Origin of the sequence: Winogradskyella sp. SYSU M77433 (assembly GCF_029911945.1) — a bacterium.
Classification (GTDB): domain Bacteria; phylum Bacteroidota; class Bacteroidia; order Flavobacteriales; family Flavobacteriaceae; genus Winogradskyella.
In genome coordinates, this window is sequence record NZ_JARYTG010000007.1 from 37,641 (window position 1) to 61,495 (window position 23,855).

A 23,855-nucleotide genomic window follows, 5' to 3' on the forward strand; every position below is an offset into this window, starting at 1 on the left:
AAAGATACTGATTTTAGACTCACTTTAAGCGTCCTGTCCAAGAAATAGAGTTGCTACCACCAACAGAAGCTGTTAAAAAAGCATTTCCATTAGGTCTAACATCTATAAAAACATTAACGGTTTGTGATTCAGATTGTACTTTGAATTCAATAGTGATGATTTGTTGCGCATCATCAAAAGAAGCATTATAATCAGATATTGTTCCGTTAAGATCAAAAGCCTTTTTCTCTGTGCTTAAGGATGTAACTGTACCAGAAGCTGTTCTTTTGTCTATTTTAATAGTATTTTCCTCAGCATTAAGTATCTCTCTATTCTTATTATTGTATACAACTTCACCTGCATAGGTATATTGCTGTGTCTTTACTAAAGCCTTTAAGCTATTGTATGTTGATTGAAAAACCTCTTTTTGTGTTTTAGTGCTTTGTGCATAAGTCAATGATACTGTTGAAAAGTTAAATGCTAAAGCTAATAAAAGTAATTTTTTCATAATTTAAATTATTTAGGGTCTAACGTGTTTTCAATTCTTTCTATACAGTCTTTGTAATGGTATTTTGTCTCAGTGTTTACTGCTCTTCTTGAAGCTGAATTTAAAATATTTTTTAGCGTATTAAGCTCACCTCTAACTAAAGCTCTCACATCAGACTGATTAACATTGTAATACTGTCTTGTTCGTTCTGGATTTAATTCTTCCGTCATCAAATAAATCATTCTATCCAAGTAAACGCGCTGTAAGTTACGTCTAAAAATTGAAACATTTACAGAAGAATTGGTTTCTGACCAAATTCCTCTACGAACGTCACTTAACATCTCTAAAGCCGAATAAGTTTTTGAGTCAATCGCATGATGATCCATAAGTCGGCCAATACGCTCAAAATCCAATAAATTATTAAGATGTCTTGCTTGATAACGTCTTAAGATATCAGTATAACCAGCATAGTTAATATTTTTTATAATGTCATCATCTAATAACCAATCTGGTGTTTCAAAAACATTGTCTTGCAACCATTTTATAGCTTCTTCTTGATATGATTTTGAAACAGGTTGGTAAATTATACCTTCCTGAGAAGGATTTTTGGTGTTTTCCACTACTCCACCAACATGTGTTACTACGTGACCAACATAGCGGCTCAACACGCCAAGAAGTTCGCCATATAATTCTTTTAAGTCATCGTAATTATCAGTTTTATCACTTGTCCAACTTGGTAAGTTTTTAGCAACGATTTTTAAGTTTTTAATACCGTAAGTACTCGCTTTAATACTATTGTTACCAATGTCTTCAGTTTGTGCCGTTGGATCGAAACGGCTACTTTGTTTTCCGAATTTATAGATTGGATTACCTGCTTTTTCCATTATCCAACCCTTTAAAATTTCTTTTTCATCTTCAGCAGAATTCGCTTCCGGAATATAACGGTATCCAAAATTAATGGCATAATCATCATAAGGCCCTAACTGACGCACAAAACGAATGTTTTCATCTCCTGGTTGTGCAATATAGTTGTAGCGTGCATAGTCCATTATTGTTGCTGCAATACCATTTTTTTGAGTGAAGGCTCCATCACGATAACTCTCTACATCATATGCATAACTTGCACTCATATTATGAGGTAATCCTAGTGTGTGACCAACTTCATGAGCAATAACCATTTTCATCATTTCTCCAATTTCTTCATCAGGAGTATTTAGTGTTCTAGCTGATGGGTTTGCAGCACCAGTTTCCAATAAATAACGATTACGATAAGAGCGCAAATGGTTGTGGTACCAAATGATATCACTTTCTATAATTTCACCACTACGAGGATCTGAAACACTTGGACCAGTGGCATTTCTTGTGGTGCTAGCAACATAACGTACCACAGAGTAACGTATATCCTCAGGACTAAAATCTGGATCTTCTTCTTTTGAAGGAGGATCTTTAGCGATAATCGCATTTTTAAAACCTGCAGCTTCAAAAGCCTTTTGCCAAAGCTCAATGCCTTCTTTCATATAAGATCTAAATTTCTCAGGAGTTGCAGGATCTAAGTAATACACAATAGGCTTAACTGGCTCTACTAATTCACCACGTTTGTAGGCTTCAATATCTTTTGGAACCAGTTTCCAACGTCTTAAATAGGTTTTTTCATCAGCTTTGAGTTCTTCACTACCATAATCATATTTACTTAGTGTGAACCATCCTACACGTTCATCAAAATAACGTGGTTGCATTGGTTCTTCTGGTAATAAAATCATGGATTGGTTCATTTGAACACTTATAGTTTCATCACCTGTATTTACAGGAGGATTTGAAGCATTATAAGTAAAATCTTGAATGACTTCTATGTTCTTTGGAAAGCTTTTTATTGAATTAATAAAACTTCTAGATTTATCTAAATTTCTAACTTTATATGCAGAACGCATTCTTGAACCAAGTCCACTAATAGACTTAACATCAGAATCATAAAAACTTGTAACATCAACAACTATAGCTGTTGAATCTTTTGAGAAAGCAGCGATATCAAAAGCGTAAAGTGTAGGTTCATAATTATTTGCTTTAACAGATACATTTATCGGTAAGCTATCTGCAGCAACAGCGCTAGATGATTTTTCCTTTATGAGAATTTTGTTTTTAAAACGTTCCCAATTAATCATTCGAGTATTGGTTTTAGAACCAGCATTTACATAACCACCTCCTAGGTTTGATGGTAGTTTAGCAAATCGACTAACCAAGAGCATATCCGTATTAAGGTAATCCATCGGAATCTCAAAATAATACTTTTCATCAACCAAGTGCACTTTGAATAAACCATCATCTGTAATGGCATCTTTGGTAATTACTTTATCGTAATCTTTTATTTTACCAGGTTTCTTTTTTGGTTTTGGAGCACTTGCTGTGTATTGTGCATTACTTTTTGATTTGGATTGGTTTTTGACTGTTGCACAAGACAACACCAAAAGTGAAGCACATAAAAGTATAGAGACTTTCTTCATAATGGATTGGAATGATTTTAATTGATTTGCTAAAGATAACTAAACATTATTTACCCATACTCCATTTCTTAAAAGCTGTTAAAATTGTATGGCTATTCATATAATCTAGAGTATTTTTGCACAAAAATAAAACGATGCCAAAATTATTACCGATTTTCAGAATTGTAGCTTTATTAGAAGGTGTTTCATATATATTACTATTGTTTATTGCAACACCTATAAAGTACTTTGGAAATGATCCAACTTACGTGAAATGGTTGGGCATGCCACATGGTCTTTTATTTATAGCTTATATTGTTATTGCAGTTTTAATAAGCTCAGATATGAAATGGAATAATAGAACATTTTGGACTGTTTTGATTGCTTCTATAATTCCATTTGGGACGTTTTATGTAGACAAGAAATTTTTAGCGAAAAAAAATGCTTAAAATCAGACATTATATATATGATCTTTTAGTTGATAAAGGGATTTCAGAAGATACGGCCAAGTTTCTTAATATGCTTGGGTTGTTATTGGCTGTACTTCTTATTGCATTTATTATAGATTTTATAACCAAACGTATTCTTTGGAGGTTTTCTGCAGGTGTTGCAAAGCGTACCAAAACCAATTTTGATGATATTCTAATTACAAATAGGTTACCAAGAAATATTGCGCACATAGTTCCTTTAATCATTCTTATAGAGTTTGTACCTCAAGTATTTTCAGATTATCCATATGCTGAAAATATTATAGAAAAAACACTTAAAATCATTGCGATTGTTTTAGCACTTCAAATTATAAGAAGCTTTTTAAACTCTATTAAGGATTATTTAAAAACGTTGAAACGTTATAAAGACAAGCCTGTAGATAGCTACATACAAGTCTTTATGATTTTTGCTTGGCTTTTGGGATTATTTTCTGCTTTAGCGATTATTACAGGTGTATCTTTTATAAAGTTTGCAACTACGCTTGGTGCCGCATCAGCCGTAATTATTTTAATCTTTAAAGATACTATTCTAGGTTTTGTAGCTAGTATACAGGTATCTATCAACGATATGGTGCGTATTGGTGATTGGATTACTTTTGAAAAATATGGTGCCGATGGTGATGTAATTGAAATTAACTTAGCCACTGTAAAAGTGCAAAACTGGGATATGACGATAACCACTATTCCAACCTATGCGTTAATCTCTGATTCTTTTAAAAACTGGAGAGGTATGCTTGCCTCTGGAGGACGACGTATAAAACGATCCGTGATTATAAAGGTTTCTACGATTAAGTTTTTAACCGAGGAAGACATAGAAAAATTTAAGAAAATCCAATTAGTTTCTCAGTATATTGAAAATAAGTCGAAAGAAATTAAAGACTATAACACAAAGCATGGTGCAGATAAATCTGTGTTGATTAATGGTATTAATCTTACCAATTTTGGTGTGTTTAGAAAATATCTTCAAACCTATATAGAAAATCATTCTGCCATCAATAAAGATATGACTTTAATGGTGCGCCAGCTAGAACCTACTCCACAAGGTATTCCAATGGAAATTTATGCGTTTAGTAAAGACCAACGTTGGGTAAACTATGAATTTATTATAGGAGATATTTTTGACCACGTCTTGGCTTCCGTAAAGTATTTTGATTTGGAAATCTACGAGCTGTCTTTAGGGAATAAAGACTAATCGTTTCTTAATCGATCTTTTACAAACTCTACTTCGGTTTTTCCATGTGGTTTTGGTTTGCCATCTTCACCAAGGTTAACCATGATGAGATTGTCAATCGTTAGGATAGTTTCTCTTGTCATTTTGTTTCTAGCCTCACATTTTAAAGTCATTGAGGATTTACCGAATTTCGTAACTTCTATACCAATTTCAATAATATCTCCTTGTTTTGCAGAAGCCATAAAATTGATTTCAGACATATATTTAGTAACAATTCTAGAGTTTTCGAGTTGAATTATAGTGTATAATGCCGCTTCTTCGTCTATCCATGCCAAAAGCTGACCTCCGAATAATGTTCCGTTAGCATTTAAATCTTCGGGTTTTACCCATTTTCTTGTGTGAAATCTCATGTTTTAAGTAATTAGTAGTTAATGTTTAGTTTATAGTAGTTTGGTGGTTATAAAAGTTTTTGCTGCTGATCTTCATTAGGAATTCGCATATCAGTACCTAATTCGGCATTTAGTTTTTTAATTAAGTATGCAGAAAGTAATGGAGACTCTTTTTCGATATTTTGGTGTACAAAAAAATCTATTTCTTCAATACCATTATCTTTCCATTGTTTTAGTCGCTCTACCCAATCATCTAAACGCGTGTAATCGCTTTGGTGATTTGCACCAACATAACGCACAAATGCTCTAGAGTTAGTAAGGCGCATATGCATAAGATCGCGTCTGCCAGCACTGTCGACTATAATATTAGATATATTGTTTTCTTCTAAAAGTTGATACAAATCTTCAGCTATAGCTTTATCATTGTACCAATCTGTATGCCTAAACTCTACTGCTAACGGTACTTCTTTTGGCCAACTTTCAGCAAAATTTATAACACGATCAAAGTCCTTAGGTGCAAAATTGTTATGCATTTGTAAAAAAACACAGCCTAACTTTTCCTTTAAGTTAACCGCACTGTATAGGTAATTATCTACAACAGGTGCAATCTCTTCATTCAAACGTTTCCAATGGCTGATTTCTTGATTTAACTTTGGGAAGAATCTAAAATTATCAGGCGTCTTCTCATACCATTTTTCAAACTGTTCGGGAGGAAATATTCTATAGAATGTTGCATTAAGCTCAATAGAATTAAACTGTCGAGAATAATACTCAAGTTCATCTTTTGTTCCTCTAGGATAAAAGCCTTTAAGATCAGCCTTATTCCACTTAGCACAACCCACAAAAACATTAGTAGATTTTGAAGGGTTTTTCTGCAAAACTTTTAAAGTATCTGGATGATCTTCAGGTAAGGTAAAATCAATATTTTCAGGATTATCTACACTTCCAAACTTCATATAAATCGTTTTACCCAAAGATAACTCTAAAAACGTTAAAAGAAGAGCAAATCACATCTGAATATTGAATACAAAAATCAGCATTGTTAATAACCACGTTAACAAGATATTTCTTTCTCTTCCAAATACCACAGCTTAATACTTAAATTTAATTCCGTATAAATCTATAATAACCTAATTATGACTTCTAGAACTGAAGACCTACTAGCTATTAGAACTCAAATTCTTTCTGCAAAGATTAATGACAATATGAGCTCTGATGAATTATTTCAGAATACAACATTGAGGCCTGTTATAAAAATGCAACATGATTTGCTAATAGCTGTTTTTAGGAACTACATCGCTAAGCATAAAAATGTTTTTTACGAGCTGTCTTTAGAAAAACAGTTGGCTTATATAGAAAACTCTATTCACAAGGATATGAAGTTTAGAAATTCACTTAAAGGTATGATTATAGGACAGTTTACTGTTGAAGAATATGATCTTTATATTAAAAACTCTTCGGCTTTAAACAAACGTATGATGAATATTGTAAAAGAACGTTTAATTGATAGTATACAAGTATTTGAAAAGCCTGAAATATTGAAGGCTGTATAACAAAAATGAAAATAAAAAGAGATCTTTTAGACCTTTGTAACCAGCATGCCAATAAGCGTATTGCTGATTACAAAAACGAAATAGAACTTATAAAAGAATCTATTGAGAGCAATGATAAAGTAAGCAATGAAGAAGATGATTCTGGCAACTCTAAATTGTTAGACGATTTAGAAAAAAACATGAATTATCTAAATGAAGCTCAAAAAACAAAAGAAAGACTTCAATTAATTAAACCCAACTTACTCTCGGATACCGCAGTCTTAGGAAGCTTAGTTAAAACAGATAGTATTTCTTTTTTCTTGGCTATTAGTATTGGCAAAGTCACGTTGGAAGATGAAGACTACTACATTATTTCCATTCAGTCACCTATTGGGCAACTCCTAAAAACAAAAAAGAAAGGAGACCAAGTTGAATTTAATGGTAAACACTATAAAATTTTAGAAGTTTTATAAAATGGATTCACCATTAAGATTTGTAGTGAGCACATCGCTCATATAATCAAAAAATGGTCTTATTTTTTTGAAAGAATCATTAACGTCTTCTAGAAAACCTTCAGCCAAAACTTCTTTGTCTGTATATTTTTTTGTGAAGATGTATTGTTTTCTTCGGATAAGATCTATAGCAGGATGTTCTTTATCAAAACCTTTGGGAGCTGTTTTTAATTCATCACCAACAAAACCTCCCCAAGTTTTACTAAAGGTTTTATCATTTAGAATATCACGCATATCACTATCATCCATTTCAAATTCCTTTCGTATTCTTAATAAATCTTCCTTATTCGGATCCCAAAATCCAGTTGCAATAAATGATTCATTATTTGGTTGAACATGTAAATAATAACCACCTCTCAATTTCGGTTTTTTTCTAGAGTAAGAACCACCAAAATGCGTTTTGTAAGGCTGCTTATTTTTTGAAAAACGTACATCTCGGTAAATTCTGAACATTTTTATTTTTTCAATCTGGTCGTGTGCACTTAGTAATTCACCTAAATAATTATAAGCTACTTTAACTTGTTTTTCTATAGCTTTAAATTCAGGTTTATGCTCATTAAACCAATCTCTGTCATTGTTTTGGGATAGTTTTATAAAGAATGGAAATGTCTCTTTAGGGATTGTAACACTCATATTTTTTTTTGGTTTTTTATAAAAATAAAAAAAGCCATCTTAAAAAAGATGACTTTTTTGCTATTATTAGTTCAATCAATTTAAAACTTGGTATCACTGAATTTTTCAATGATAAGGGTTCCTTCGTTATCGTAATATTCAATTACGAATTGATTATCTTTAAAGTAACCTATACCTGAATAGTCGTCAGTATCTAAAATATATACGTCTCTATTAGCAGATATTCTAGCAGTACCAAAATTACTATTGTTTTTACCATCAATAATATCAAAACCTGAATTTGTAGGATTGAAATTATAGGTCATACCATCTTTTTGATAGTAGGTTACCTGTGATTCATTATCGTAAAACGGATCGCTATCATTATCTATGTAGATAACCTTAGAAACTTTTGTTGCTGGATAAACTCTGTCGGCATCAATAGTCCCTTTTTGTTTTTGGTTCGTTTTAACTTCTTGCTCTTTTGTAGTTCTTACCATCACTTTTTTCTGAACCATTTCGCCATCTTCCATGACGTTTATAATTCTAGTTTTGGTCTCTACAATTTTATCTTTGTTTTTTTGAGCTTCAACACCTATGAAAGTCATAAGTGCTAAAGCTAATATTTTGAGTTTCATAATACGACTTTTAAGAGTTATCGTTGCTTTCCTCTATGGCCTCATCAATTTCATCTTCAAGATCCTCGGCTGCGTCTTGTACATCGTCACTCGCATCCTCCAAATCTTCGCCAAGGTTATCCATAGCTTCTTCAACTTTTTCATCAGCCGATTTCTCTTCTCTACAACTTGTTGTTGTAAAGGCTAAAAGGCTAAGAATTGATAACATTATAATTTGTTTTTTCATTGCTTTTAAATTTATGGTTTAATCATCCACAGCATCTTCTACATCATCAGCAGCGTCTTCAATAGCGTCACCAGTATCGTCAACTGCTTCTTCAATTTTTTCTCCTGTAGACTTTTCTTCTCTACAACTTGTCGTTGTTGTGATTAAACTTAAACTAAATAGTGCTAAGAATATATATGATAATTTTTTCATGATTTTTCGAATTTTAGTGATTAATAATAATTAGATATTTTTTCAATTACCTTTTAACTGCTCCTTTAAGAAGTGACAGTACAAAAAGTACTAAGAATACAAAGAATAGAATTTTAGCTATTCCTGCTGATGCTCCTGCAATTCCACCAAATCCTAAGACTGCGGCTATGATTGCTATTATTACAAATGTGATTGTCCAACGTAACATAATTTTTGGTTTTTAAGTTAATGTGTTACCGACTATCAGTAACATACTCAAAGATCGCAAAGATTTTACCCTCTGCTTTGCTCTTATCCTTAACATGTTAACCCATTTGTGATTAACATGTATAAATTTAATTTTTAGTGTAGGCTTCTTGAAGATCTTTAGAATTGAAACCTAATTTATTATTGAATTCCAACGTTCTTATTGGGAACGGAATGTTGATACCTTCTTTATCATAAGCCTTTTTGATTTCAATAATGGCTTTTGTTTTAGCTCTTAACTTTTCTAGCATACTCTCGGCATCAATCCAAAAACGACATAAATAATTAATAGAGCTATCACCAAATTCTGTATAATAAAACTCAACATCATCAGATGATTTAATTTGGTCAAAAGTATTAGCTATAGTTTCTTTTGTTAACTGCTGTACTTTTTCCAAATCAGACTCATATCCTACTCCACATTCTAAAAAGATTCTCATCTTAGTTGTTAAGGAATAATTTTTCAGCGGATTTTCTAATATGGTCTTGTTTGGAATAATGACCATATTATTATCAGCTTCTTTAAGTGTAAAATCTCTAAGGTTAATATCAATTACTTCACCTGAATATCCTGTAGTTTCTACCCAATTACCAATTTGAATTTTCTTTCTAAACGATAATAAAAGACCTGCAAAAGTATTGGCTAATGTTCCTTGAAGCGCTAAACCTATTGCTAAACCTACAACACCAGCACCTGCCAATAATGAAGTTAATGCTTTGCCTAAATTCATAACACCTAAGGCGATGAATAAACCTAAACAAACAATAACAACAGAAGAAACTCTAGCTATTGCATACTTCACAGAATCTTGTTGCACTTTTTTACCTACTAACCTTGCCACAAATTTACTTATGTGTTTGGCTGCGTAGTAAGATGCTATCATTACTAGGATGGCCAATAAAAAATTAGGTATGTTTTCTATTATAGCATTAAACCATCCTTTGAGTTTCTCAATAAGGTTTCCTAATGCTGTGTTGAATTGTTCTTTCATAATGTTTTGGATAATTAGTTATTAAATGGATTTATGTTGAGCATTAATTACACAACACTTTCCTTTAATCTTGAAGCTGTTTCTTTTCGAAATGCATCTAACATCCAACTACTTTTCTCTAATTCTCTAATGTATGCACCAATTAAATCTATGGTACCTTCATCATTTGCATTTTCAGCTTTTTCGACAACTTTAGACATTTGTTTTAATAATACAGAATGATTATCGAGAATTGTATAAACCATTTGTTTATCAGTTAATTTTGAAGACGCTTCTTCTATTGAAGAAGTCTCTAAATAATCTTTAAGATTACTCATCGGATGATATCTTAGAGTAAGAATACGTTCAGCTATCTCATCAATTTTCACTCTGGCATCTGTGTACAGTTCTTCAAATTTCTCATGTAAATCGAAGAAATTTTCTCCTAGGATATTCCAATGAAAATTTCTCAAGTTTTGATAGTAGATATGATAATCTGCTAACAGTGTATTCAGTTCTACTACGGTTGGTAATAATTTTTCGTCGCTAATATTTAAATAATTCATTGTTTAAGATTTTTTAAGATTTGTTCTATTAATAAGATAAGCTGAATAGAAAATTTGTCAAGTGACTTAACAGGGTTTAACGGATAGCCTTATTCTTTAACATAATATTTTGTTAAGAAAATAGCGTTTTGTTAAAGATGTTAACAGTGTTAAAAACCTCGGTATAGAATTGTTAAAATATACTTGTGAGATGCTATAATTTTTACTATTATGCATGAGTTTTAATTTAGATAATAACTTTTATGGGTAGACCAGCAACAAGACCAACCAAATTAAAAGACGGTTACTATATAGAAATAAGAAATAAAGGTTCAAAAACAGGAGTAAAATTATATAGTGGTACAAAATTACAGATGCATCGTGCGATAAAAATGTACGAGCGTTCTAAAGAAGTTCTCATCTTAGGAGAGTCTGTAGATGGTAAGTTTGTAGAAAAAGAGCCTAAACTACACGTGGTAGACTAATCATCTACCTTATTTTTTTACTGATTTTCTTTCTAGATTGAAAATTTGTTAATTTTTTTCATAAATTGTTGATGAAAAGCTATTTTTTATGCTTTTACATTAACTAAATTAAATCAACCTTTTATGACTACATCTATTAACAAACCACCAACTTGGTTCTGGATTGTTAGTGTGTTAGCACTAATTTGGAACGGACTCGGAGTTATGGCGTATTTGGTCAGAGCTTTTGCTACGGAAGAAATGATAGCTGCTTTACCTGAAGACCAACAAGCAGAATTTTTAACGGAATATCCTGCATGGTACACTGCAGCTTTCGCATTAGCTGTATTTTGTGGTGCCCTAGGATGCTTATCATTATTGATAAGAAAGAAATGGGCACATTTCTTATTTATAATCTCTGCTTTTGCAGCAATAGTTCAGCACATTTATTTGTTTATTAATCTAGAAATGAGCCTTACAGATATAATTATGCCTGTTATGGTGATTGTGGTATGCTTTCTATTAATTGGATTTGCTAAAAAATCTATAGCGAAAGGCTGGATCAGCTAATAAAAATATAAAACCAACCAATCATAGAAAAGGTGCAAGTTTAATCTTGTACCTTTTTTTATTCAAAATTTACAGAATGAAGTATTAATCCAGATGCTGGAGCAATAAAGTCCATAATCTCCTTACTATCTGGCAATAATGAATCTTCTATATATTTTAAGTCTACTTCACCTCTACCCAATTTAATTAAACAACCCATCATTAGGCGAATTTGATTACGCATAAAACCTTTTCCTTTAATTTTAAAAACATAGGTCTTTTCTGGGAAGAAATTGGCAGTATAAATGTCATTATCTATGATTTCGCAAGATTCAATTGTTCTAGTGTATTCACCTTTATCTGTAGCTTTATAACAATATGTTTTAAAAAAGTGAGTTCCTTCAAATAGCTTGGCTCCTTCTTTCATCAACTCTACATTAAGAGGTTCTAGAATTGTTGTTAAAATTGGTGCACAAAACGGATGATTTTTTTGCCCTTCAGAAAACACATAATGATATTCTTTAACTTTAGAATCTTGAATAACATTAAAATCTTTATCAACTTCCTTTATAGATAAAGCTCTGATATCTTGAGGTAAATTGTGATTAAAAAGATCTAGAAAATCATCAAAATCCGTAATAGGGTCATTATATATAAACAATTCTAAAGCCGCTTCATTTGCAGACACCATAGCATCTGTTCTTCCTGCTCCTAGGGTTTTAAATCTCGTTTCGCCTAAAATATATTTTAAGGTTCTGTCTATCATTAAATGGATGGTTTTTACATCAGGTTGCTTTTGCCAACCATGAAACCGATAGCCCAAATACTGAATTTTTATAAGGTAATAGTAACGTTTATTAAACATACTGGCAAGAACGCTATTTTATTGAAATTTCCAAAAGCATTGTTTATTTTTATCAGCAAACTATGACCTTGAAAAGAGCTTACCCTTTCGACCCATTATTAAAGCATCATTTTATCATCAGTCTATTATTAGCTGTTTGGATTTTTATTTTCCTGTATTTCACAGAGCCCTTAGACGTCGCGGAACTTAATAATAAAGAAAAATTGATTTTTTTACCAGGTTATGGTTTGCTTGCTGGATTTTGCTATTTATTGTTTCTGCCTTTACAATATTTTTTATTTAAGAGAAACCAAAAAAAATGGTATTTATCTAACGAATTTTTGCTTATAAGTTGCTTTTCTGGTTTTACAATCATATTGGCTCGAAGTTATTATTTATTTGTAGTTGTAGCAGGAGAACCCAATCCTTATACCTTGAGCTATATGCTAAAGTCAATTTTTCTTCCAGCGTTGGTAGTGATTTTACCTATAATAATTATTGCAAGATTTGCCTTTGGTAAATACCATGAAAAGCGCTTGGATGATCAAAAAATAGAAATAAAAGGTGAAGGAAATTATGAAGGCTTAAGACTTCAACTAAATGAATTGGTTTACATTCAATCCTCTGATAATTACATTGAGGTCAATTATATTTCGAATAATATTCTGAAGAAAACTTTAATTAGAAATAAGCTATCGGCAATTGATAATGAATTTTCGGAATTGTTACGTTCACATCGTTCTTATCTTATAAATCCGTATCATTTTCAACGTTGGAAAACCGAGAATGGAAAGCTTTTTATGCTTTTAGGTTACGACACTAAAGTGCCTGTTTCAAAAACATATCAAACCGAAATAAAAACAGCTATAAATTCTACCACAAACTAACAGCATTTCACCCCAAACCCTTACTATAATTGAATATCTTGATTTTTGATGATTAGGTTTGCTTCAACAAATTTTAATATCAAAAATCCATAATCATGAAAATTTTAGCAGTATTCATTTCAATCTTTTTAGCTTCAATAATCACATTAAAAGCACAAGAGCAACAAAAAGAAGTCTTAATTATTGGCACAATGCACACCGTTCCAAAAATTGTTAAACACAGTTACAAACCAATGCTAAAACGTGCTTTAAGATATAAGCCAGAAGCTATATATGTGGAAAGTCCAAAAGGAAATGACTCCATAAGTTGGGAATATCTAAAAGATGGTTGGTCCGAAAATTATAGAGCTTTTTATTATTTGTCCGATTCTATTCAGAAGACCTTTACTTCAGATGAAAAGAGATTCGAAACTGTATTGAAAAAACAATTTTCAGATATGACCCCAGATGATTTAAAATTTATGATTAATTCATTTGCGTATAAAAGAGATCATGCCAACTATGAGTTGTACAAATATATTTTAGAGTATGGAATTGATGGTGCGAAAAAGCCAACTAGACATGAAGATGGTGACCTCACTTTTAAACTAGCATTAGAATTGAATACTACACTATTAAAATCAATGGATGATCAGCAAACCAACAAAGAATACCATACAGCTTGGTCTAAATGTTACAAGGAAGGAAAAAGCAATGGCAATAACACTATATTAAAAAAGCTAAATAAAAAAGATTATAATTCTGCCATTATACCTGCTCTATTCAGAGGTCTAGGAAAACACGTAAACAAGAGAAAGTCTCTAAATCGATTACATAAGTTAAGTTCTTTTACCTATGCTACAGAAATGACCGAAGGTTGCAGTGAAGGTGAACAATATTGGAACGAACGTAACATGCGAATGGCAAAAAATATAGGAGACCAAGTGATGCAATCAAAAAACATAAAGAATATCGTTATTGTTGGCGCTTCTCATGTCATTGGATTAGAAAAGGAGCTAAAAACGAACTTCCCTGAATTAAAAGTTTTATTATTTAATTAATAAAATAAAATCAGCTATAATCATATGATTATAGCTGATTAGGGATAAATAAAAACTAACAACAACTACCTAATAATTATCTTTTTTGTGACTTTTTCATTACCACTATTTTCTAATTGAAGAATAAAGACACCAATGCTGACATCACTAACATCTATAACTTGGTTATTTGATTTAGGATTTAAATCTTTAGATAAAATCAATCTTCCGTTTAAATCATACAGTTTAGCTTTTGTATTACTTTGAATCACTCCAGATATCACTATAGTTTTTTGCGATGTATTGTTATAGATATTTAACTGATTCAAATGTATTTCAGCCGTTCCAAGAGAAGCATTACTAAATCTCAAATAAAACCGACCAGAACCTGATAAATTTGAATTAGGTGTTAAAATAAAATCATTTGTAGTTAGTAAAGTAGATGTGTTATTTTCGGTGTCATCTAAATAAATATCGATACTTTCATCAATATCAGTTTGATCAATACTTATGGTTAACTGCTCTCCCTGATTAGCGTTTACTCCTAATGGAATCATATTATTATATATAGAATCTGGATTTACAGCTTGAACCGCCAAAGAAATATCAGAGGAATTACCATCTACCATTTTAGAATAAATTGAGAAAGAAGGTGGAACTCCACCATAAATAGCAGCATCGTAACCTGCATCAAAACTATTAGAGGTATTAGAGTTAAAATAAATGTCTGTAAAGTAATTTGAAGCATTTGATGATGATTTCAGTCTCACATAACCAAAATGTGGCGATGACTCAGAAGATCTTCCTAAAATAAAATCATCTGATGAACCTGATGTCCGCATTGCAGTAGTAAAATCAATTAGGCCACCACCAGGCTTAGCCTTTACAAAAAAGCCTTGACCAGGTGCTATTAATTCTGTTACAATAGGAGAATCAATCACAGCCTGATTCCAAATTACCCAACCATCAGAAGAATCTCCATCATAACCATATATAGCTTGATGCGAGCCACCATTTAGTTCAGTTTTATTCAATGCAAAAAATGTTGCAAAATCTATATAGGAAGGATACGGGTTTCCTATTAAATTCCATGCTCCACCAGCTGATGCATCAGAAATAGGAATATCTAAGACATCGCCTGTTATCACATTACCTGTAAATTTTAAAGTACTACCATTAGTTGTAGCTGCTCTATAACCTTTTCCAGATACTATTGTTGTTAATAAGTTTGTGACTGTATTATAATTTTCATAATTACCAGAAGATGTATTAAATGGCGCAAAAGCTCTAACTAAACCAGAAGCAGCTAAATTAGAGTTGTTAGTGGCAAATAGCCCAAAAGTTTGCCCTTGCAAAGGAGCGGATATTAAATCGTTTGTCCCAACTGGTCCGATTAAGGCTGTATATCTATTATAATTTACTGTTCCGGATATAGAACCGTCAGAGATTAAACTAGAATACTCTTGTGAAGTTGATTGCAAATTTACCGTTGCTGTTAAAGTTGCTCCTGATGCTATTATTAAAGTTGCTCCTGGATTTACTGTTACGGTAGCACAAGTTGTATTTGATGTTATATACGCGATACCAGATTCAATTACAATGGTATTAAATAATGAATACGAACCAGATGGATCACTTGGGGACCAGCCATCATCATAAACATAGGTCAGAAAAAATAATTTATTAGCTTCATTTTCATCAACTATTCGATGATTTTTTTCACCTAATACATAGTTGATTTTTTTTAGTTGGTTATGTTTCAAAAGTACCATTGGGTTATAAGTACACACAGAGAACAATAAAACCAAAGTGGCTTTAAAAAGTAACATAAGTTTCGGGTTATTAAGTATTTAACTCTAACTTATGCTTTTTGAATTACAAATCCGATAAAAAGCAATTTTTATCGATAAAATAATATAGTTTTACATCATTTGATCGGCAAAATACATATTTAATCGATGAAATACACACTTTAGATAAGTCTAGTGTTTTAATAATCAATTGTTTATGTAAGATTAATAATATAAATAATAAAAAAAAGTAAGTTAATTCTTATTGAGAATTCTAAAATTAAGAATCTTGTGTAAAAAAAACATCAAAAAACACCTCATTATAAGACACTTAACTAACGTCTTTCATTTAATACCTTTACAATATCTTCCAACTTGAAGCCTTTTGCCTGCAATAACATCAAATAGTGAAATAATAAATCGGCACTTTCATTTAAAAATAAATCGTCATTATTGTCTTTAGCTTCGATAACGACTTCTACAGCTTCTTCACCAACTTTTTGAGCCACTTTATTTATCCCTTTTGCAAATAGTGATGCTACATAAGATTTTTCTGTGTTACCAGCTTCTACTCTACTTTGTATCGTGTTTTCTAATTTGGTTAAAAATCCGTAAGATTCGATATTAGCTTCATTCCAACACGTATCACTTCCTTTATGACATGTTGGCCCTTTTGGATTTACTGTAATCAATAACGTATCGTTATCACAATCTAATTTTATGTCTATTAAATTTAAAACATTACCACTTTCTTCACCTTTAGTCCAAAGTCGGTTTTTGGTACGACTAAAAAAGGTCACTAACTTAGTGTCTTGTGTCTTTTTTAGCGCTTCTTCATTCATATAACCAAGCATCAACACATTTTTGGTTGTTGCATCTTGAATGATTGCTGGGACTAATCCGTCTTTATTTTTATTGAAATCTATGTTCATAATGTTGATTTTTGGATTCCGTATCAAGTGCGGAATGACAAGTTATAATCTAACAGAAACACCTTCCTGTTTTAATTCTTTTTTTAAATTTTTTATTTCTATTTCACCAAAATGAAATACACTTGCAGCCAAAGCAGCATCTGCTTTTCCTACTTTAAAGGTATCTGTAAAATGCTGAATGGTTCCTGCGCCACCAGACGCAATGATTGGGATATTTACAGTGTCTGATAGTTTTGCCAAAGCATCGTTTGCAAATCCGTTTTTTGTTCCATCGTTATTCATCGAGGTAAACAGAATTTCGCCTGCGCCTCTTGTTTCAACTTCTTCTGCCCAATCGAATAGATCTATTTCGGTTGGAATACTTCCACCAGCTAAATGCACTTTCCATTGTTCTTTAACTTGTTTGGCATCTATAGCAACTACAACACATTGACTACCGAATTTACTTGACAATTCATTAACCAATTCTGGTCGTTTTACTGCAGATGAATTTATAGATATTTTATCTGCTCCAGATTTTAAAAGTACATCTACATCTTCTACAGACGAAATTCCGCCACCAACGGTAAATGGAATATTGACTTGTTCGGCGACTTTCAGCACCATTTCAATCATTGTTTTTCTACCTTCTAAAGTTGCTGAAATATCTAAAAACACCAATTCGTCTGCACCTTTTTCTGCATACTGTTTTGCTAATTCTACAGGATCGCCTGCATCTCTTAAATTAACAAAATTAACGCCTTTAACGGTGCGACCGTTTTTAATATCTAGACAAGGTATGATTCGTTTTGTTAGCATAATTTTACTTCCTGCGAAAGCAGAAATCTCATTTTTAGTTTCAAAATAGATTCCGCAACAAGTGCGGAATGACAGTTTTATAAAAAGCGTTCTAATTCTTTTAAACTTATTCTGTTTTCGTAAATAGCTTTTCCGATTATCACTCCATCGCAACCTATGTCTGCTAAAACTTCAACATCTTTAATAGTTGTTACTCCACCAGAAGCGATTAGCTTTACAGATTGATCGGCGCTACCATTGGTACATTCGCTGATAATTTTTTTATACAGATCTACTGATGGACCTTGAAGCATTCCGTCTTTTGAAATATCTGTACACACCACATATTGAATACCATTTTTTTGATAGTCTTGTATAAATGGTACAACGTCTAAACTACTTTCTTCTAACCAACCAGAAATGGCGATTTTTTCGTTTTTACAATCGGCACCAAGAATGATTTTTTGCGTTCCGTATTTATTAATCCATCTTAAAAAAGTGTCTGTATTTTTTACAGCTATACTTCCACCGGTAATTTGTTTAGCACCAGAATTAAAAGCTATAAATACATCGTCATCTGATTTAAGTCCGCCACCAAAATCAATTTTTAAATTGGTTTTGGTCGCCACCTTTTCTAATACTCTATAATTGACGACATGATCTGCTTTAGCGCCTTCCAAATCTACCATATGCAAGTATTCTATGCCTGCATCTTCAAATTGTTTGGCAACTTCTAGCGGATTTTCATTGTACATTTTTGTTGTGCTATAATCGCCTTTAGTTAATCTTACGCACTTTCCTTCAATTATATCTATTGCTGGTATTATTCTCATTTTTTCGCCTTTTGCTTTTAGCTTTTAGCTAATCGTTTTATTATTTATAAATTGATGAAATTTCTCAAAATTCGTTCGCCTGCTAAGGATGATTTTTCGGGATGAAATTGGACACCGTAAAAATTATCTTTTTGTAATGCAGAAGCGTATTCAACATCATAAGTTGTAGTTGCAATTGCTTCTTGGCATTGTTCTGCATAAAAACTATGCACCAAATACATAAATTCATTGTCTTTAATATCTTTAAACAAATCTGATTGAAGATTATTAATCGTATTCCAACCCATTTGTGGCACTTTTACTGAATTTGAAAAACGCTTTACATCTACATCAAAAACACCTAAGCCTTTTGTATTTCCTTCTTCTGTAGATTTACACATTAATTGCATACCTAAACAAATCCCTAAAACAGGTTGTTTTAACTGCGGAATTAAACAATCTAAACCTGATTCTTTTAGCTTTTGCATAGCACTACTCGCCTCGCCTACACCAGGAAAAATCACTTTGTCTGCTGCTTTAATTTCTTCAGGATTATTAGTTAACAACCCTTTAAAACCTAAGCGTTTAAAAGCAAATTGAATGCTTTTGATGTTACCTGCACCGTAATTTATGATGACAATATTAGCCCCTTCTAACTTCCCCAAAGGGAAAGAATTAGCATCTGTGTTTAAATTTTCTTTATCCATTTTTTAGAGTTATTTGTTCCTTCCCTTTGGGAAGGATAGGATGGGCTTTTACAACATTCCTTTTGTACTTGGTAAAATCATTTTTTCAACATCGCGTTTTACAGCCATTTTTATGGCTTTAGCAAATGCTTTAAAAATTGCTTCAATTTTGTGATGCTCGTTTGTGCCTTCTGCTTTGATGTTCAGGTTACATTTTGCACCATCTGTAAAGGATTTAAAGAAGTGAAAAAACATTTCGGTTGGCATTTTACCAATCATTTCGCGTTTAAAATCGGCTTCCCAAACTAGCCAGTTTCTACCACCAAAATCTATTGCGGCTTGCGCAAAACAATCGTCCATTGGTAAGCTAAAACCGTAACGTTCAATGCCTAATTTGTTTCCTAAAGTTGTTGCAAATACTTCACCTAAAGCAATTGCTGTATCTTCAATGGTGTGATGCTCGTCTACATCCAAATCACCATCAACTTTAATGTTTAAATCTAATTGTCCGTGACGCGCTATTTGATCTAACATATGGTCGAAAAACGCAATGCCTGTATCGGTATTACTTTGTCCTGTTCCGTCAAGATTTAAATCGATTTTAATCTTGGTTTCGTTGGTGTTTCGTTCGATGCTTCCTGTGCGTTCTTTGGCTTTTAAGAATTTATAAATTTCTTCCCAATCGTTACTTTCTAAAGCGATAAACTGGTCTAAAGCGTCTCGTTTTACCGTAATTTCATCGGTTCCTAAATTGGTATTATCATTAATAAAAATGCCTTTAGAACCAAGGTTTTTAGCTAATTCTACATCGGTTAATCGGTCACCAATAACAAACGAATTTTCTAAATCGTAATCTTCGCTAAAATACTTAGTTAATAGACCTGTATTTGGCTTTCGTGTTGGCGCATTGTCTTTTGCGAAAGTTCTGTCAATAAACTGTTCTTCAAAAATAACACCTTCATTTTCAAAAGATTGAATCACAAAATTATGAACTGGCCAAAATGTGTTTTCTGAATACACATCTGTTCCCAATCCATCTTGATTGGTAATCATAACGATTTCGAAATCTAATTCTTTAGCGATTTTACTTAAATACGTGAAGACTTTTGGGTAAAACACTAATTTCTCAAAACTATCGATTTGTTCGTCTGCTGGTTCTTTAATCAATGTGCCGTCTCGGTCTATGAATAGTACTTTTTTCATCTTATTTGTTATTCCTGCGCAGACAGGAATCTTTTATTAATTTAACTTCTTTAATATTTCAATCAACTTCTCATTTTCTTCACTTGTGCCAACAGTAAAACGCAAACAGTTTTCACAAAGTGGCTGATTGGTTCGGTTACGAACAACGATGTCTTTTTCTACTAATTGACTGTATCGTTTTGTCGCATCATCTACCTTAATTAACACAAAATTCGCTTGTGTTGGATATATAGTATCAATCCAAGTAATCGACATTAAGGCTTTAATTAACAAGCGTCTTTCTGAAATTATATTCTGAATTTCGTTTTGAACCTCTTGTTGCTTTTCTAAACGTTGGATTGCCTTTTGCTGCGTTAATTGATTGACGTTATATGGTGGTTTTATTTTATTTAAAATTGAAATAATTTCGGTTGAAGCATAACAAATTCCTAGTCTGATTCCTGCCATTCCGTAAGCTTTAGACAACGTTTGTGTAACTATCAAATTTGGGAAATCTGATATTTTTGAGATCCAACTTTCGTCTTCTGAAAAATCGATATATGCTTCGTCAATCACTACAATTCCATTGAAATTAGTCAATAATTTTTCAACTTTTGAAGCTTCAAAACTATTTGCTGTTGGATTGTTTGGCGAACATAAAAATAACAGTTTGGTGTTGCTGTTTTGCGTGTTTAAAATCTCGTTTACTTTTGGTTGAAAATTGGTGTCTAATTCAACAGTCAAAACATCTACAGCATTTGTATTTGCTAATACGTCGTACATACCATATGTTGGTGGTAATGTGATAACATTATCTTGATTTGGCTCGCAAAACGCTCTAAAAATTAAGTCTAACACTTCATCACTTCCGTTTCCTAATAAGATATTTTCGGTTGGAATGTGTTTAATTTTTGACAACACCGATTTTACATCTTTTTGTTGCGGATCAGGATAACGATTTACACCATTTTCAAACGGATTTTCGTTTGCATCTAAGAAAATCATTTGGTTTGAAGTTGAGTCCTTAAACTCATCTCTCGCTGATGAATACGGTTTTAAGGCTGCGATGTTTGGTCTGACTAAGGTACTTATGTTGAAAGTTTGTTTCATATTATAATCTTTAGATTCTTCGCTTTCATTTCGACTGCGCTCAATGTGACAAATCTGAATGACATTAGTTTGTTAAGTCTTTTAATCTAATCGAAACTGCATTCTTATGTGCTTGTAAACCTTCAGCTTCAGCCATTAGTTCTATAGTGTTTCCTATGTTTAATAAACCTTCTTTTGTGATATTTTGAAACGTAATCGCTTTTGTGAAACTGTCTAAATTCACGCCAGAATAGGCTTTACTAAATCCGTTGGTTGGCAAGGTATGATTGGTACCTGACGCATAATCGCCAGCGCTTTCGGGTGTGTAATTGCCTATAAATACCGAACCTGCATTTTGAATACCATCAACATAAAAGTCGTTGTTTTTAGTTGCTACGATAAAGTGTTCTGGACCATAATCATTAATTAAATCTAATGCTTCTTCATCAGTTTTCACTAAAATAGATTTTGAATTATTGATAGCTTGTTGTGCGATATCTTGTCTAGGTAAAGCTTTAATTTGTGTGTTGATTTCAGTTTCAACTTCATTAATTAAATTCTCAGACGTTGATACTAAAATCACTTGACTGTCAGTTCCGTGTTCTGCTTGACTTAACAAATCTGAAGCCACATAACTTGCATTGGCACTATCATCTGCCACAACCAACAATTCGCTTGGTCCTGCAGGCATATCGATAGCAACACCGTATTTTGTAGCCAATTGCTTTGCAACAGTTACAAATTGGTTTCCTGGACCAAAGATTTTATACACTTGCGGAATAGTTTCAGTTCCAAATGTTAATCCAGCAATCGCTTGAATGCCACCAACTTTCACAATTTTAGTGACACCACAAAGTTGAGCAGCATACAAAATTTCGTTAGCAATTTTACCGTCTTTATTTGGTGGCGAACATAACACAACTTCTTTACAACCTGCAATTTTTGCTGGAATTGCTAACATCAAAACAGTTGAAAATAATGGCGCTGTACCAGCAGGAATATAAATCCCAACTTTTTGTATGGCACGTTTTTCTTGCCAACAGGTAATTCCAACAGATGTTTCTAAACTTACCCTTTCTGTTTTTTGTGCTTTGTGGAATGTTTCAATATTTGTCTTTGCTTGGTTAATTGCAACTTTTAGTTCTGATGATAATTTGGAAGATGCCTCTTCTATTTCTTGCGTAGTTACAAGATTAGATTGTAAATCTGCACCATCAAATAAGTTAGTATACTTTTTTATTGCTGTATCACCATTGCGTTGCACGTCTTCAAAAATTTGATTTACCGTACTTTCTATATCTTTAACGGTTTGTGTTGGTCGTTTTAAAAGTTCTGACCACGTATTTTTATTTGGGTATTTTATTGTTTTCATTCTTCTCGATAATTAGGCTTCGACTGCGCTCAGCCAGACATTAAAAATTTTATTACAAGACCATATTTTCAATTGGACAAACTAATATGCCTTCTGCTCCATTTGCTTTTAATTCGTCTATAATTTCCCAGAAATCGTTTTTATTGATTACGGAATGTAATGAACTCCAACCTTCTTCAGCTAGTGGTAAAACGGTTGGACTTTTCATTCCTGGCAAAATATTTATAATGTCATCAACCTTGGTGTTTGGCGCATTTAGTAAAACGTAACGTGAGTTTCTTGCTTTTAAAACCGATTGTAATCTAAATTGAAGTTTATTTAAAATGGCTTGATTTTCAGTGGAAATTTGAGGTGACACTGCAAGTACAGCTTCCGATTTTAAAATGACTTCAACTTCTTTAAGGTTATTTTTAAATAAGGTGCTTCCGCTAGATACAATATCAACAATAGCATCTGCTAAACCGATATTTGGCGCAATTTCTACAGAACCGTTAATGATGTGCAAATTCGCATTGACATTGTTGTTTTTTAAGAATTGGTTGACTGTGTTTGGATACGAAGTAGCGATACGTTTTCCTTCTAAATCTTTAATAGAATTGTAGGTTTTTCCTTTTGGAATCGCTACAGAGACTTTACAGCTAGAAAATCCTAATTTCTCTGCAATAGTGATGTCTTGTCCTTTTTCTACTAAAACATTTTCTCCAATAATAGCTACGTCTACTACACCATCTTTTAAATACTGCGGAATGTCTCCGTTACGCAAATAAAATACTTCTAGAGGAAAGTTTTTAGCAGAAGTTTTGAGTTGATCTTTGCCATTATCAATAGCAATACCAACGTCTTTTAGGATTTTCATAGAATCCTCGTTTAATCGTCCAGATTTTTGAATTGCAATTTTTAGTTTACTCATTTTTCTTTTTTAGTTAAAAGTGTTTGAGTAAATCTTTTTGGATAAGATTCCTGTTTTCACAGGAATAAAAAAACCGC

General features: G+C 32.3%; 29 protein-coding genes. 8 read left to right on the forward strand and 21 right to left on the reverse strand.

Going from position 1 to position 23,855, the window contains the following annotated elements; translation table 11 throughout:
- Positions 1-19: 19 nt before the first annotated feature.
- Positions 20-487: a DUF4251 domain-containing protein gene (locus tag QGM60_RS14165; protein WP_281140903.1), complete on the reverse strand. Its 468-nt coding sequence runs from the start codon at positions 485-487 to the stop codon at positions 20-22.
- A gap of 8 nt (positions 488-495) precedes the next feature.
- On the reverse strand, positions 496-2,964 hold the full coding sequence (locus tag QGM60_RS14170) for a zinc-dependent metalloprotease (protein WP_281140904.1): 2,469 nt from the start codon (positions 2,962-2,964) through the stop codon (positions 496-498).
- Between the two features lie 134 nt (positions 2,965-3,098).
- On the opposite strand from QGM60_RS14170, the gene QGM60_RS14175 reads away from it, so the two are divergent.
- Positions 3,099-3,392, forward strand: a complete 294-nt coding sequence (locus tag QGM60_RS14175; RefSeq protein WP_281140905.1) for a DUF3817 domain-containing protein — start codon at positions 3,099-3,101, stop codon at positions 3,390-3,392.
- Positions 3,385-4,623 carry a mechanosensitive ion channel domain-containing protein gene (locus tag QGM60_RS14180; protein WP_281140906.1) on the forward strand — a complete coding sequence of 413 codons (1,239 nt, stop codon included), beginning with the start codon at positions 3,385-3,387 and terminating at the stop codon, positions 4,621-4,623. Before QGM60_RS14175 ends, QGM60_RS14180 begins: the two co-directional genes overlap by 8 nt.
- On the opposite strand, the gene QGM60_RS14185 is transcribed toward QGM60_RS14180, so the two are convergent.
- Positions 4,620-5,012, reverse strand: a complete 393-nt coding sequence (locus tag QGM60_RS14185) for a hotdog domain-containing protein (protein WP_281140907.1) — start codon at positions 5,010-5,012, stop codon at positions 4,620-4,622. The two genes, QGM60_RS14180 and QGM60_RS14185, sit on opposite strands and share 4 nt — an antisense overlap.
- 47 nt (positions 5,013-5,059) lie before the next feature.
- On the reverse strand, positions 5,060-5,947 hold the full coding sequence (locus QGM60_RS14190) for a DUF72 domain-containing protein (protein ID WP_281140908.1): 888 nt from the start codon (positions 5,945-5,947) through the stop codon (positions 5,060-5,062).
- A 180-nt stretch (positions 5,948-6,127) separates the two neighbouring features.
- Between QGM60_RS14190 and QGM60_RS14195 the strand changes: the two genes are divergently transcribed.
- Both QGM60_RS14195 and QGM60_RS14200 read left to right on the forward strand, forming a co-directional pair.
- Positions 6,128-6,544 carry a glyoxalase gene (locus QGM60_RS14195; RefSeq protein ID WP_281140909.1) on the forward strand — a complete coding sequence of 139 codons (417 nt, stop codon included), beginning with the start codon at positions 6,128-6,130 and terminating at the stop codon, positions 6,542-6,544.
- A gap of 5 nt (positions 6,545-6,549) precedes the next feature.
- A complete protein-coding gene (locus tag QGM60_RS14200) occupies positions 6,550-6,996 on the forward strand; it encodes a GreA/GreB family elongation factor (protein WP_281140910.1) in 447 nt (148 codons plus the stop codon).
- On the opposite strand, the gene QGM60_RS14205 is transcribed toward QGM60_RS14200, so the two are convergent.
- The 7 genes from QGM60_RS14205 to QGM60_RS14235 all read right to left on the reverse strand — a co-directional run bounded on the left by QGM60_RS14205 (position 6,991) and on the right by QGM60_RS14235 (position 10,486).
- Positions 6,991-7,668, reverse strand: coding sequence for a DUF2461 domain-containing protein (locus QGM60_RS14205; protein ID WP_281140911.1), 678 nt, complete (start codon positions 7,666-7,668; stop codon positions 6,991-6,993). The genes QGM60_RS14200 and QGM60_RS14205 overlap by 6 nt on opposite strands.
- An 80-nt stretch (positions 7,669-7,748) precedes the next feature.
- The gene (locus QGM60_RS14210) at positions 7,749-8,285 is read right to left on the reverse strand and encodes a hypothetical protein (protein ID WP_281140912.1); all 537 of its coding nucleotides are present in this window, start codon (positions 8,283-8,285) and stop codon (positions 7,749-7,751) included.
- A 10-nt stretch (positions 8,286-8,295) separates the two neighbouring features.
- Positions 8,296-8,511, reverse strand: coding sequence for a hypothetical protein (locus tag QGM60_RS14215; protein ID WP_281140913.1), 216 nt, complete (start codon positions 8,509-8,511; stop codon positions 8,296-8,298).
- A gap of 18 nt (positions 8,512-8,529) precedes the next feature.
- A complete protein-coding gene (locus QGM60_RS14220; protein ID WP_281140914.1) occupies positions 8,530-8,703 on the reverse strand; it encodes a hypothetical protein in 174 nt (57 codons plus the stop codon).
- A 46-nt stretch (positions 8,704-8,749) separates the two neighbouring features.
- On the reverse strand, positions 8,750-8,911 hold the full coding sequence (locus QGM60_RS14225; protein WP_281140915.1) for a DUF1328 domain-containing protein: 162 nt from the start codon (positions 8,909-8,911) through the stop codon (positions 8,750-8,752).
- Positions 8,912-9,038: 127 nt separating this feature from the next.
- The gene (locus QGM60_RS14230) at positions 9,039-9,941 is read right to left on the reverse strand and encodes a mechanosensitive ion channel family protein (protein WP_281140916.1); all 903 of its coding nucleotides are present in this window, start codon (positions 9,939-9,941) and stop codon (positions 9,039-9,041) included.
- Between the two features lie 47 nt (positions 9,942-9,988).
- Complete coding sequence (locus QGM60_RS14235) at positions 9,989-10,486, reverse strand: DNA starvation/stationary phase protection protein (RefSeq protein WP_281140917.1); 498 nt, start codon at positions 10,484-10,486, stop codon at positions 9,989-9,991.
- Positions 10,487-10,728: 242 nt separating this feature from the next.
- Between QGM60_RS14235 and QGM60_RS14240 the strand changes: the two genes are divergently transcribed.
- Entirely contained in the window at positions 10,729-10,950 is a 222-nt protein-coding gene (locus tag QGM60_RS14240) for a hypothetical protein (RefSeq protein WP_281140918.1), read from the forward strand.
- A 123-nt stretch (positions 10,951-11,073) separates the two neighbouring features.
- Positions 11,074-11,499: a hypothetical protein gene (locus tag QGM60_RS14245; RefSeq protein ID WP_281140919.1), complete on the forward strand. Its 426-nt coding sequence runs from the start codon at positions 11,074-11,076 to the stop codon at positions 11,497-11,499.
- A gap of 58 nt (positions 11,500-11,557) precedes the next feature.
- On the opposite strand, the gene QGM60_RS14250 is transcribed toward QGM60_RS14245, so the two are convergent.
- Positions 11,558-12,343 (reverse strand): tRNA pseudouridine(38-40) synthase TruA, encoded by a 786-nt coding sequence (locus QGM60_RS14250; protein ID WP_281140920.1) that lies wholly within the window; start codon positions 12,341-12,343, stop codon positions 11,558-11,560.
- A gap of 62 nt (positions 12,344-12,405) precedes the next feature.
- Between QGM60_RS14250 and QGM60_RS14255 the strand changes: the two genes are divergently transcribed.
- Together QGM60_RS14255 and QGM60_RS14260 are read left to right on the forward strand one after the other, a co-directional pair.
- Positions 12,406-13,209, forward strand: a complete 804-nt coding sequence (locus QGM60_RS14255) for a LytTR family DNA-binding domain-containing protein (RefSeq protein WP_281140921.1) — start codon at positions 12,406-12,408, stop codon at positions 13,207-13,209.
- A 95-nt stretch (positions 13,210-13,304) separates the two neighbouring features.
- On the forward strand, positions 13,305-14,249 hold the full coding sequence (locus QGM60_RS14260) for a DUF5694 domain-containing protein (RefSeq protein ID WP_281140922.1): 945 nt from the start codon (positions 13,305-13,307) through the stop codon (positions 14,247-14,249).
- Positions 14,250-14,314: 65 nt separating this feature from the next.
- Here the strand turns inward: QGM60_RS14260 and QGM60_RS14265 are convergent, their stop codons facing one another.
- From QGM60_RS14265 to hisG, 9 genes are all read right to left on the reverse strand, one after another.
- Positions 14,315-16,057, reverse strand: coding sequence for a T9SS type A sorting domain-containing protein (locus QGM60_RS14265; RefSeq protein WP_281140923.1), 1,743 nt, complete (start codon positions 16,055-16,057; stop codon positions 14,315-14,317).
- 296 nt (positions 16,058-16,353) lie between these two features.
- Positions 16,354-16,950 (reverse strand): bifunctional phosphoribosyl-AMP cyclohydrolase/phosphoribosyl-ATP diphosphatase HisIE, encoded by a 597-nt coding sequence (gene hisIE / locus QGM60_RS14270; protein ID WP_281140924.1) that lies wholly within the window; start codon positions 16,948-16,950, stop codon positions 16,354-16,356.
- A gap of 42 nt (positions 16,951-16,992) precedes the next feature.
- On the reverse strand, positions 16,993-17,748 hold the full coding sequence (gene hisF / locus QGM60_RS14275) for an imidazole glycerol phosphate synthase subunit HisF (RefSeq protein WP_281140925.1): 756 nt from the start codon (positions 17,746-17,748) through the stop codon (positions 16,993-16,995).
- Positions 17,749-17,825: 77 nt separating this feature from the next.
- Positions 17,826-18,560: a 1-(5-phosphoribosyl)-5-[(5-phosphoribosylamino)methylideneamino]imidazole-4-carboxamide isomerase gene (hisA, locus tag QGM60_RS14280; protein ID WP_281140926.1), complete on the reverse strand. Its 735-nt coding sequence runs from the start codon at positions 18,558-18,560 to the stop codon at positions 17,826-17,828.
- A gap of 44 nt (positions 18,561-18,604) precedes the next feature.
- Positions 18,605-19,246, reverse strand: coding sequence for an imidazole glycerol phosphate synthase subunit HisH (gene hisH, locus QGM60_RS14285; RefSeq protein ID WP_281140927.1), 642 nt, complete (start codon positions 19,244-19,246; stop codon positions 18,605-18,607).
- Positions 19,247-19,294: 48 nt separating this feature from the next.
- Positions 19,295-20,428, reverse strand: coding sequence for a bifunctional histidinol-phosphatase/imidazoleglycerol-phosphate dehydratase HisB (hisB, locus tag QGM60_RS14290; RefSeq protein ID WP_281140928.1), 1,134 nt, complete (start codon positions 20,426-20,428; stop codon positions 19,295-19,297).
- Between the two features lie 36 nt (positions 20,429-20,464).
- Positions 20,465-21,517 (reverse strand): histidinol-phosphate transaminase, encoded by a 1,053-nt coding sequence (gene hisC, locus QGM60_RS14295; protein ID WP_281140929.1) that lies wholly within the window; start codon positions 21,515-21,517, stop codon positions 20,465-20,467.
- A 64-nt stretch (positions 21,518-21,581) separates the two neighbouring features.
- Positions 21,582-22,868, reverse strand: a complete 1,287-nt coding sequence (gene hisD / locus QGM60_RS14300; RefSeq protein ID WP_281140930.1) for a histidinol dehydrogenase — start codon at positions 22,866-22,868, stop codon at positions 21,582-21,584.
- A gap of 52 nt (positions 22,869-22,920) precedes the next feature.
- Positions 22,921-23,778 (reverse strand): ATP phosphoribosyltransferase, encoded by an 858-nt coding sequence (gene hisG / locus QGM60_RS14305; RefSeq protein ID WP_281140931.1) that lies wholly within the window; start codon positions 23,776-23,778, stop codon positions 22,921-22,923.
- Between the last annotated feature and the right edge of the window lie 77 nt (positions 23,779-23,855).

What these genes read in the sequence shown, in the direction of transcription:
- QGM60_RS14165 (WP_281140903.1), bottom strand. Translation starts at nt 487, where the DNA reads ATGAAAAAATTACTTTTATTAGCTTTAGCATTTAACTTTTCAACAGTA.
- QGM60_RS14170 (WP_281140904.1), bottom strand. Translation starts at nt 2,964, where the DNA reads ATGAAGAAAGTCTCTATACTTTTATGTGCTTCACTTTTGGTGTTGTCT.
- QGM60_RS14175 (WP_281140905.1), top strand. Translation starts at nt 3,099, where the DNA reads ATGCCAAAATTATTACCGATTTTCAGAATTGTAGCTTTATTAGAAGGT.
- QGM60_RS14180 (WP_281140906.1), top strand. Translation starts at nt 3,385, where the DNA reads ATGCTTAAAATCAGACATTATATATATGATCTTTTAGTTGATAAAGGG.
- QGM60_RS14185 (WP_281140907.1), bottom strand. Translation starts at nt 5,012, where the DNA reads ATGAGATTTCACACAAGAAAATGGGTAAAACCCGAAGATTTAAATGCT.
- QGM60_RS14190 (WP_281140908.1), bottom strand. Translation starts at nt 5,947, where the DNA reads ATGAAGTTTGGAAGTGTAGATAATCCTGAAAATATTGATTTTACCTTA.
- QGM60_RS14195 (WP_281140909.1), top strand. Translation starts at nt 6,128, where the DNA reads ATGACTTCTAGAACTGAAGACCTACTAGCTATTAGAACTCAAATTCTT.
- QGM60_RS14200 (WP_281140910.1), top strand. Translation starts at nt 6,550, where the DNA reads ATGAAAATAAAAAGAGATCTTTTAGACCTTTGTAACCAGCATGCCAAT.
- QGM60_RS14205 (WP_281140911.1), bottom strand. Translation starts at nt 7,668, where the DNA reads ATGAGTGTTACAATCCCTAAAGAGACATTTCCATTCTTTATAAAACTA.
- QGM60_RS14210 (WP_281140912.1), bottom strand. Translation starts at nt 8,285, where the DNA reads ATGAAACTCAAAATATTAGCTTTAGCACTTATGACTTTCATAGGTGTT.
- QGM60_RS14215 (WP_281140913.1), bottom strand. Translation starts at nt 8,511, where the DNA reads ATGAAAAAACAAATTATAATGTTATCAATTCTTAGCCTTTTAGCCTTT.
- QGM60_RS14220 (WP_281140914.1), bottom strand. Translation starts at nt 8,703, where the DNA reads ATGAAAAAATTATCATATATATTCTTAGCACTATTTAGTTTAAGTTTA.
- QGM60_RS14225 (WP_281140915.1), bottom strand. Translation starts at nt 8,911, where the DNA reads ATGTTACGTTGGACAATCACATTTGTAATAATAGCAATCATAGCCGCA.
- QGM60_RS14230 (WP_281140916.1), bottom strand. Translation starts at nt 9,941, where the DNA reads ATGAAAGAACAATTCAACACAGCATTAGGAAACCTTATTGAGAAACTC.
- QGM60_RS14235 (WP_281140917.1), bottom strand. Translation starts at nt 10,486, where the DNA reads ATGAATTATTTAAATATTAGCGACGAAAAATTATTACCAACCGTAGTA.
- QGM60_RS14240 (WP_281140918.1), top strand. Translation starts at nt 10,729, where the DNA reads ATGGGTAGACCAGCAACAAGACCAACCAAATTAAAAGACGGTTACTAT.
- QGM60_RS14245 (WP_281140919.1), top strand. Translation starts at nt 11,074, where the DNA reads ATGACTACATCTATTAACAAACCACCAACTTGGTTCTGGATTGTTAGT.
- QGM60_RS14250 (WP_281140920.1), bottom strand. Translation starts at nt 12,343, where the DNA reads ATGTTTAATAAACGTTACTATTACCTTATAAAAATTCAGTATTTGGGC.
- QGM60_RS14255 (WP_281140921.1), top strand. Translation starts at nt 12,406, where the DNA reads ATGACCTTGAAAAGAGCTTACCCTTTCGACCCATTATTAAAGCATCAT.
- QGM60_RS14260 (WP_281140922.1), top strand. Translation starts at nt 13,305, where the DNA reads ATGAAAATTTTAGCAGTATTCATTTCAATCTTTTTAGCTTCAATAATC.
- QGM60_RS14265 (WP_281140923.1), bottom strand. Translation starts at nt 16,057, where the DNA reads ATGTTACTTTTTAAAGCCACTTTGGTTTTATTGTTCTCTGTGTGTACT.
- hisIE (WP_281140924.1), bottom strand. Translation starts at nt 16,950, where the DNA reads ATGAACATAGATTTCAATAAAAATAAAGACGGATTAGTCCCAGCAATC.
- hisF (WP_281140925.1), bottom strand. Translation starts at nt 17,748, where the DNA reads ATGCTAACAAAACGAATCATACCTTGTCTAGATATTAAAAACGGTCGC.
- hisA (WP_281140926.1), bottom strand. Translation starts at nt 18,560, where the DNA reads ATGAGAATAATACCAGCAATAGATATAATTGAAGGAAAGTGCGTAAGA.
- hisH (WP_281140927.1), bottom strand. Translation starts at nt 19,246, where the DNA reads ATGGATAAAGAAAATTTAAACACAGATGCTAATTCTTTCCCTTTGGGG.
- hisB (WP_281140928.1), bottom strand. Translation starts at nt 20,428, where the DNA reads ATGAAAAAAGTACTATTCATAGACCGAGACGGCACATTGATTAAAGAA.
- hisC (WP_281140929.1), bottom strand. Translation starts at nt 21,517, where the DNA reads ATGAAACAAACTTTCAACATAAGTACCTTAGTCAGACCAAACATCGCA.
- hisD (WP_281140930.1), bottom strand. Translation starts at nt 22,868, where the DNA reads ATGAAAACAATAAAATACCCAAATAAAAATACGTGGTCAGAACTTTTA.
- hisG (WP_281140931.1), bottom strand. Translation starts at nt 23,778, where the DNA reads ATGAGTAAACTAAAAATTGCAATTCAAAAATCTGGACGATTAAACGAG.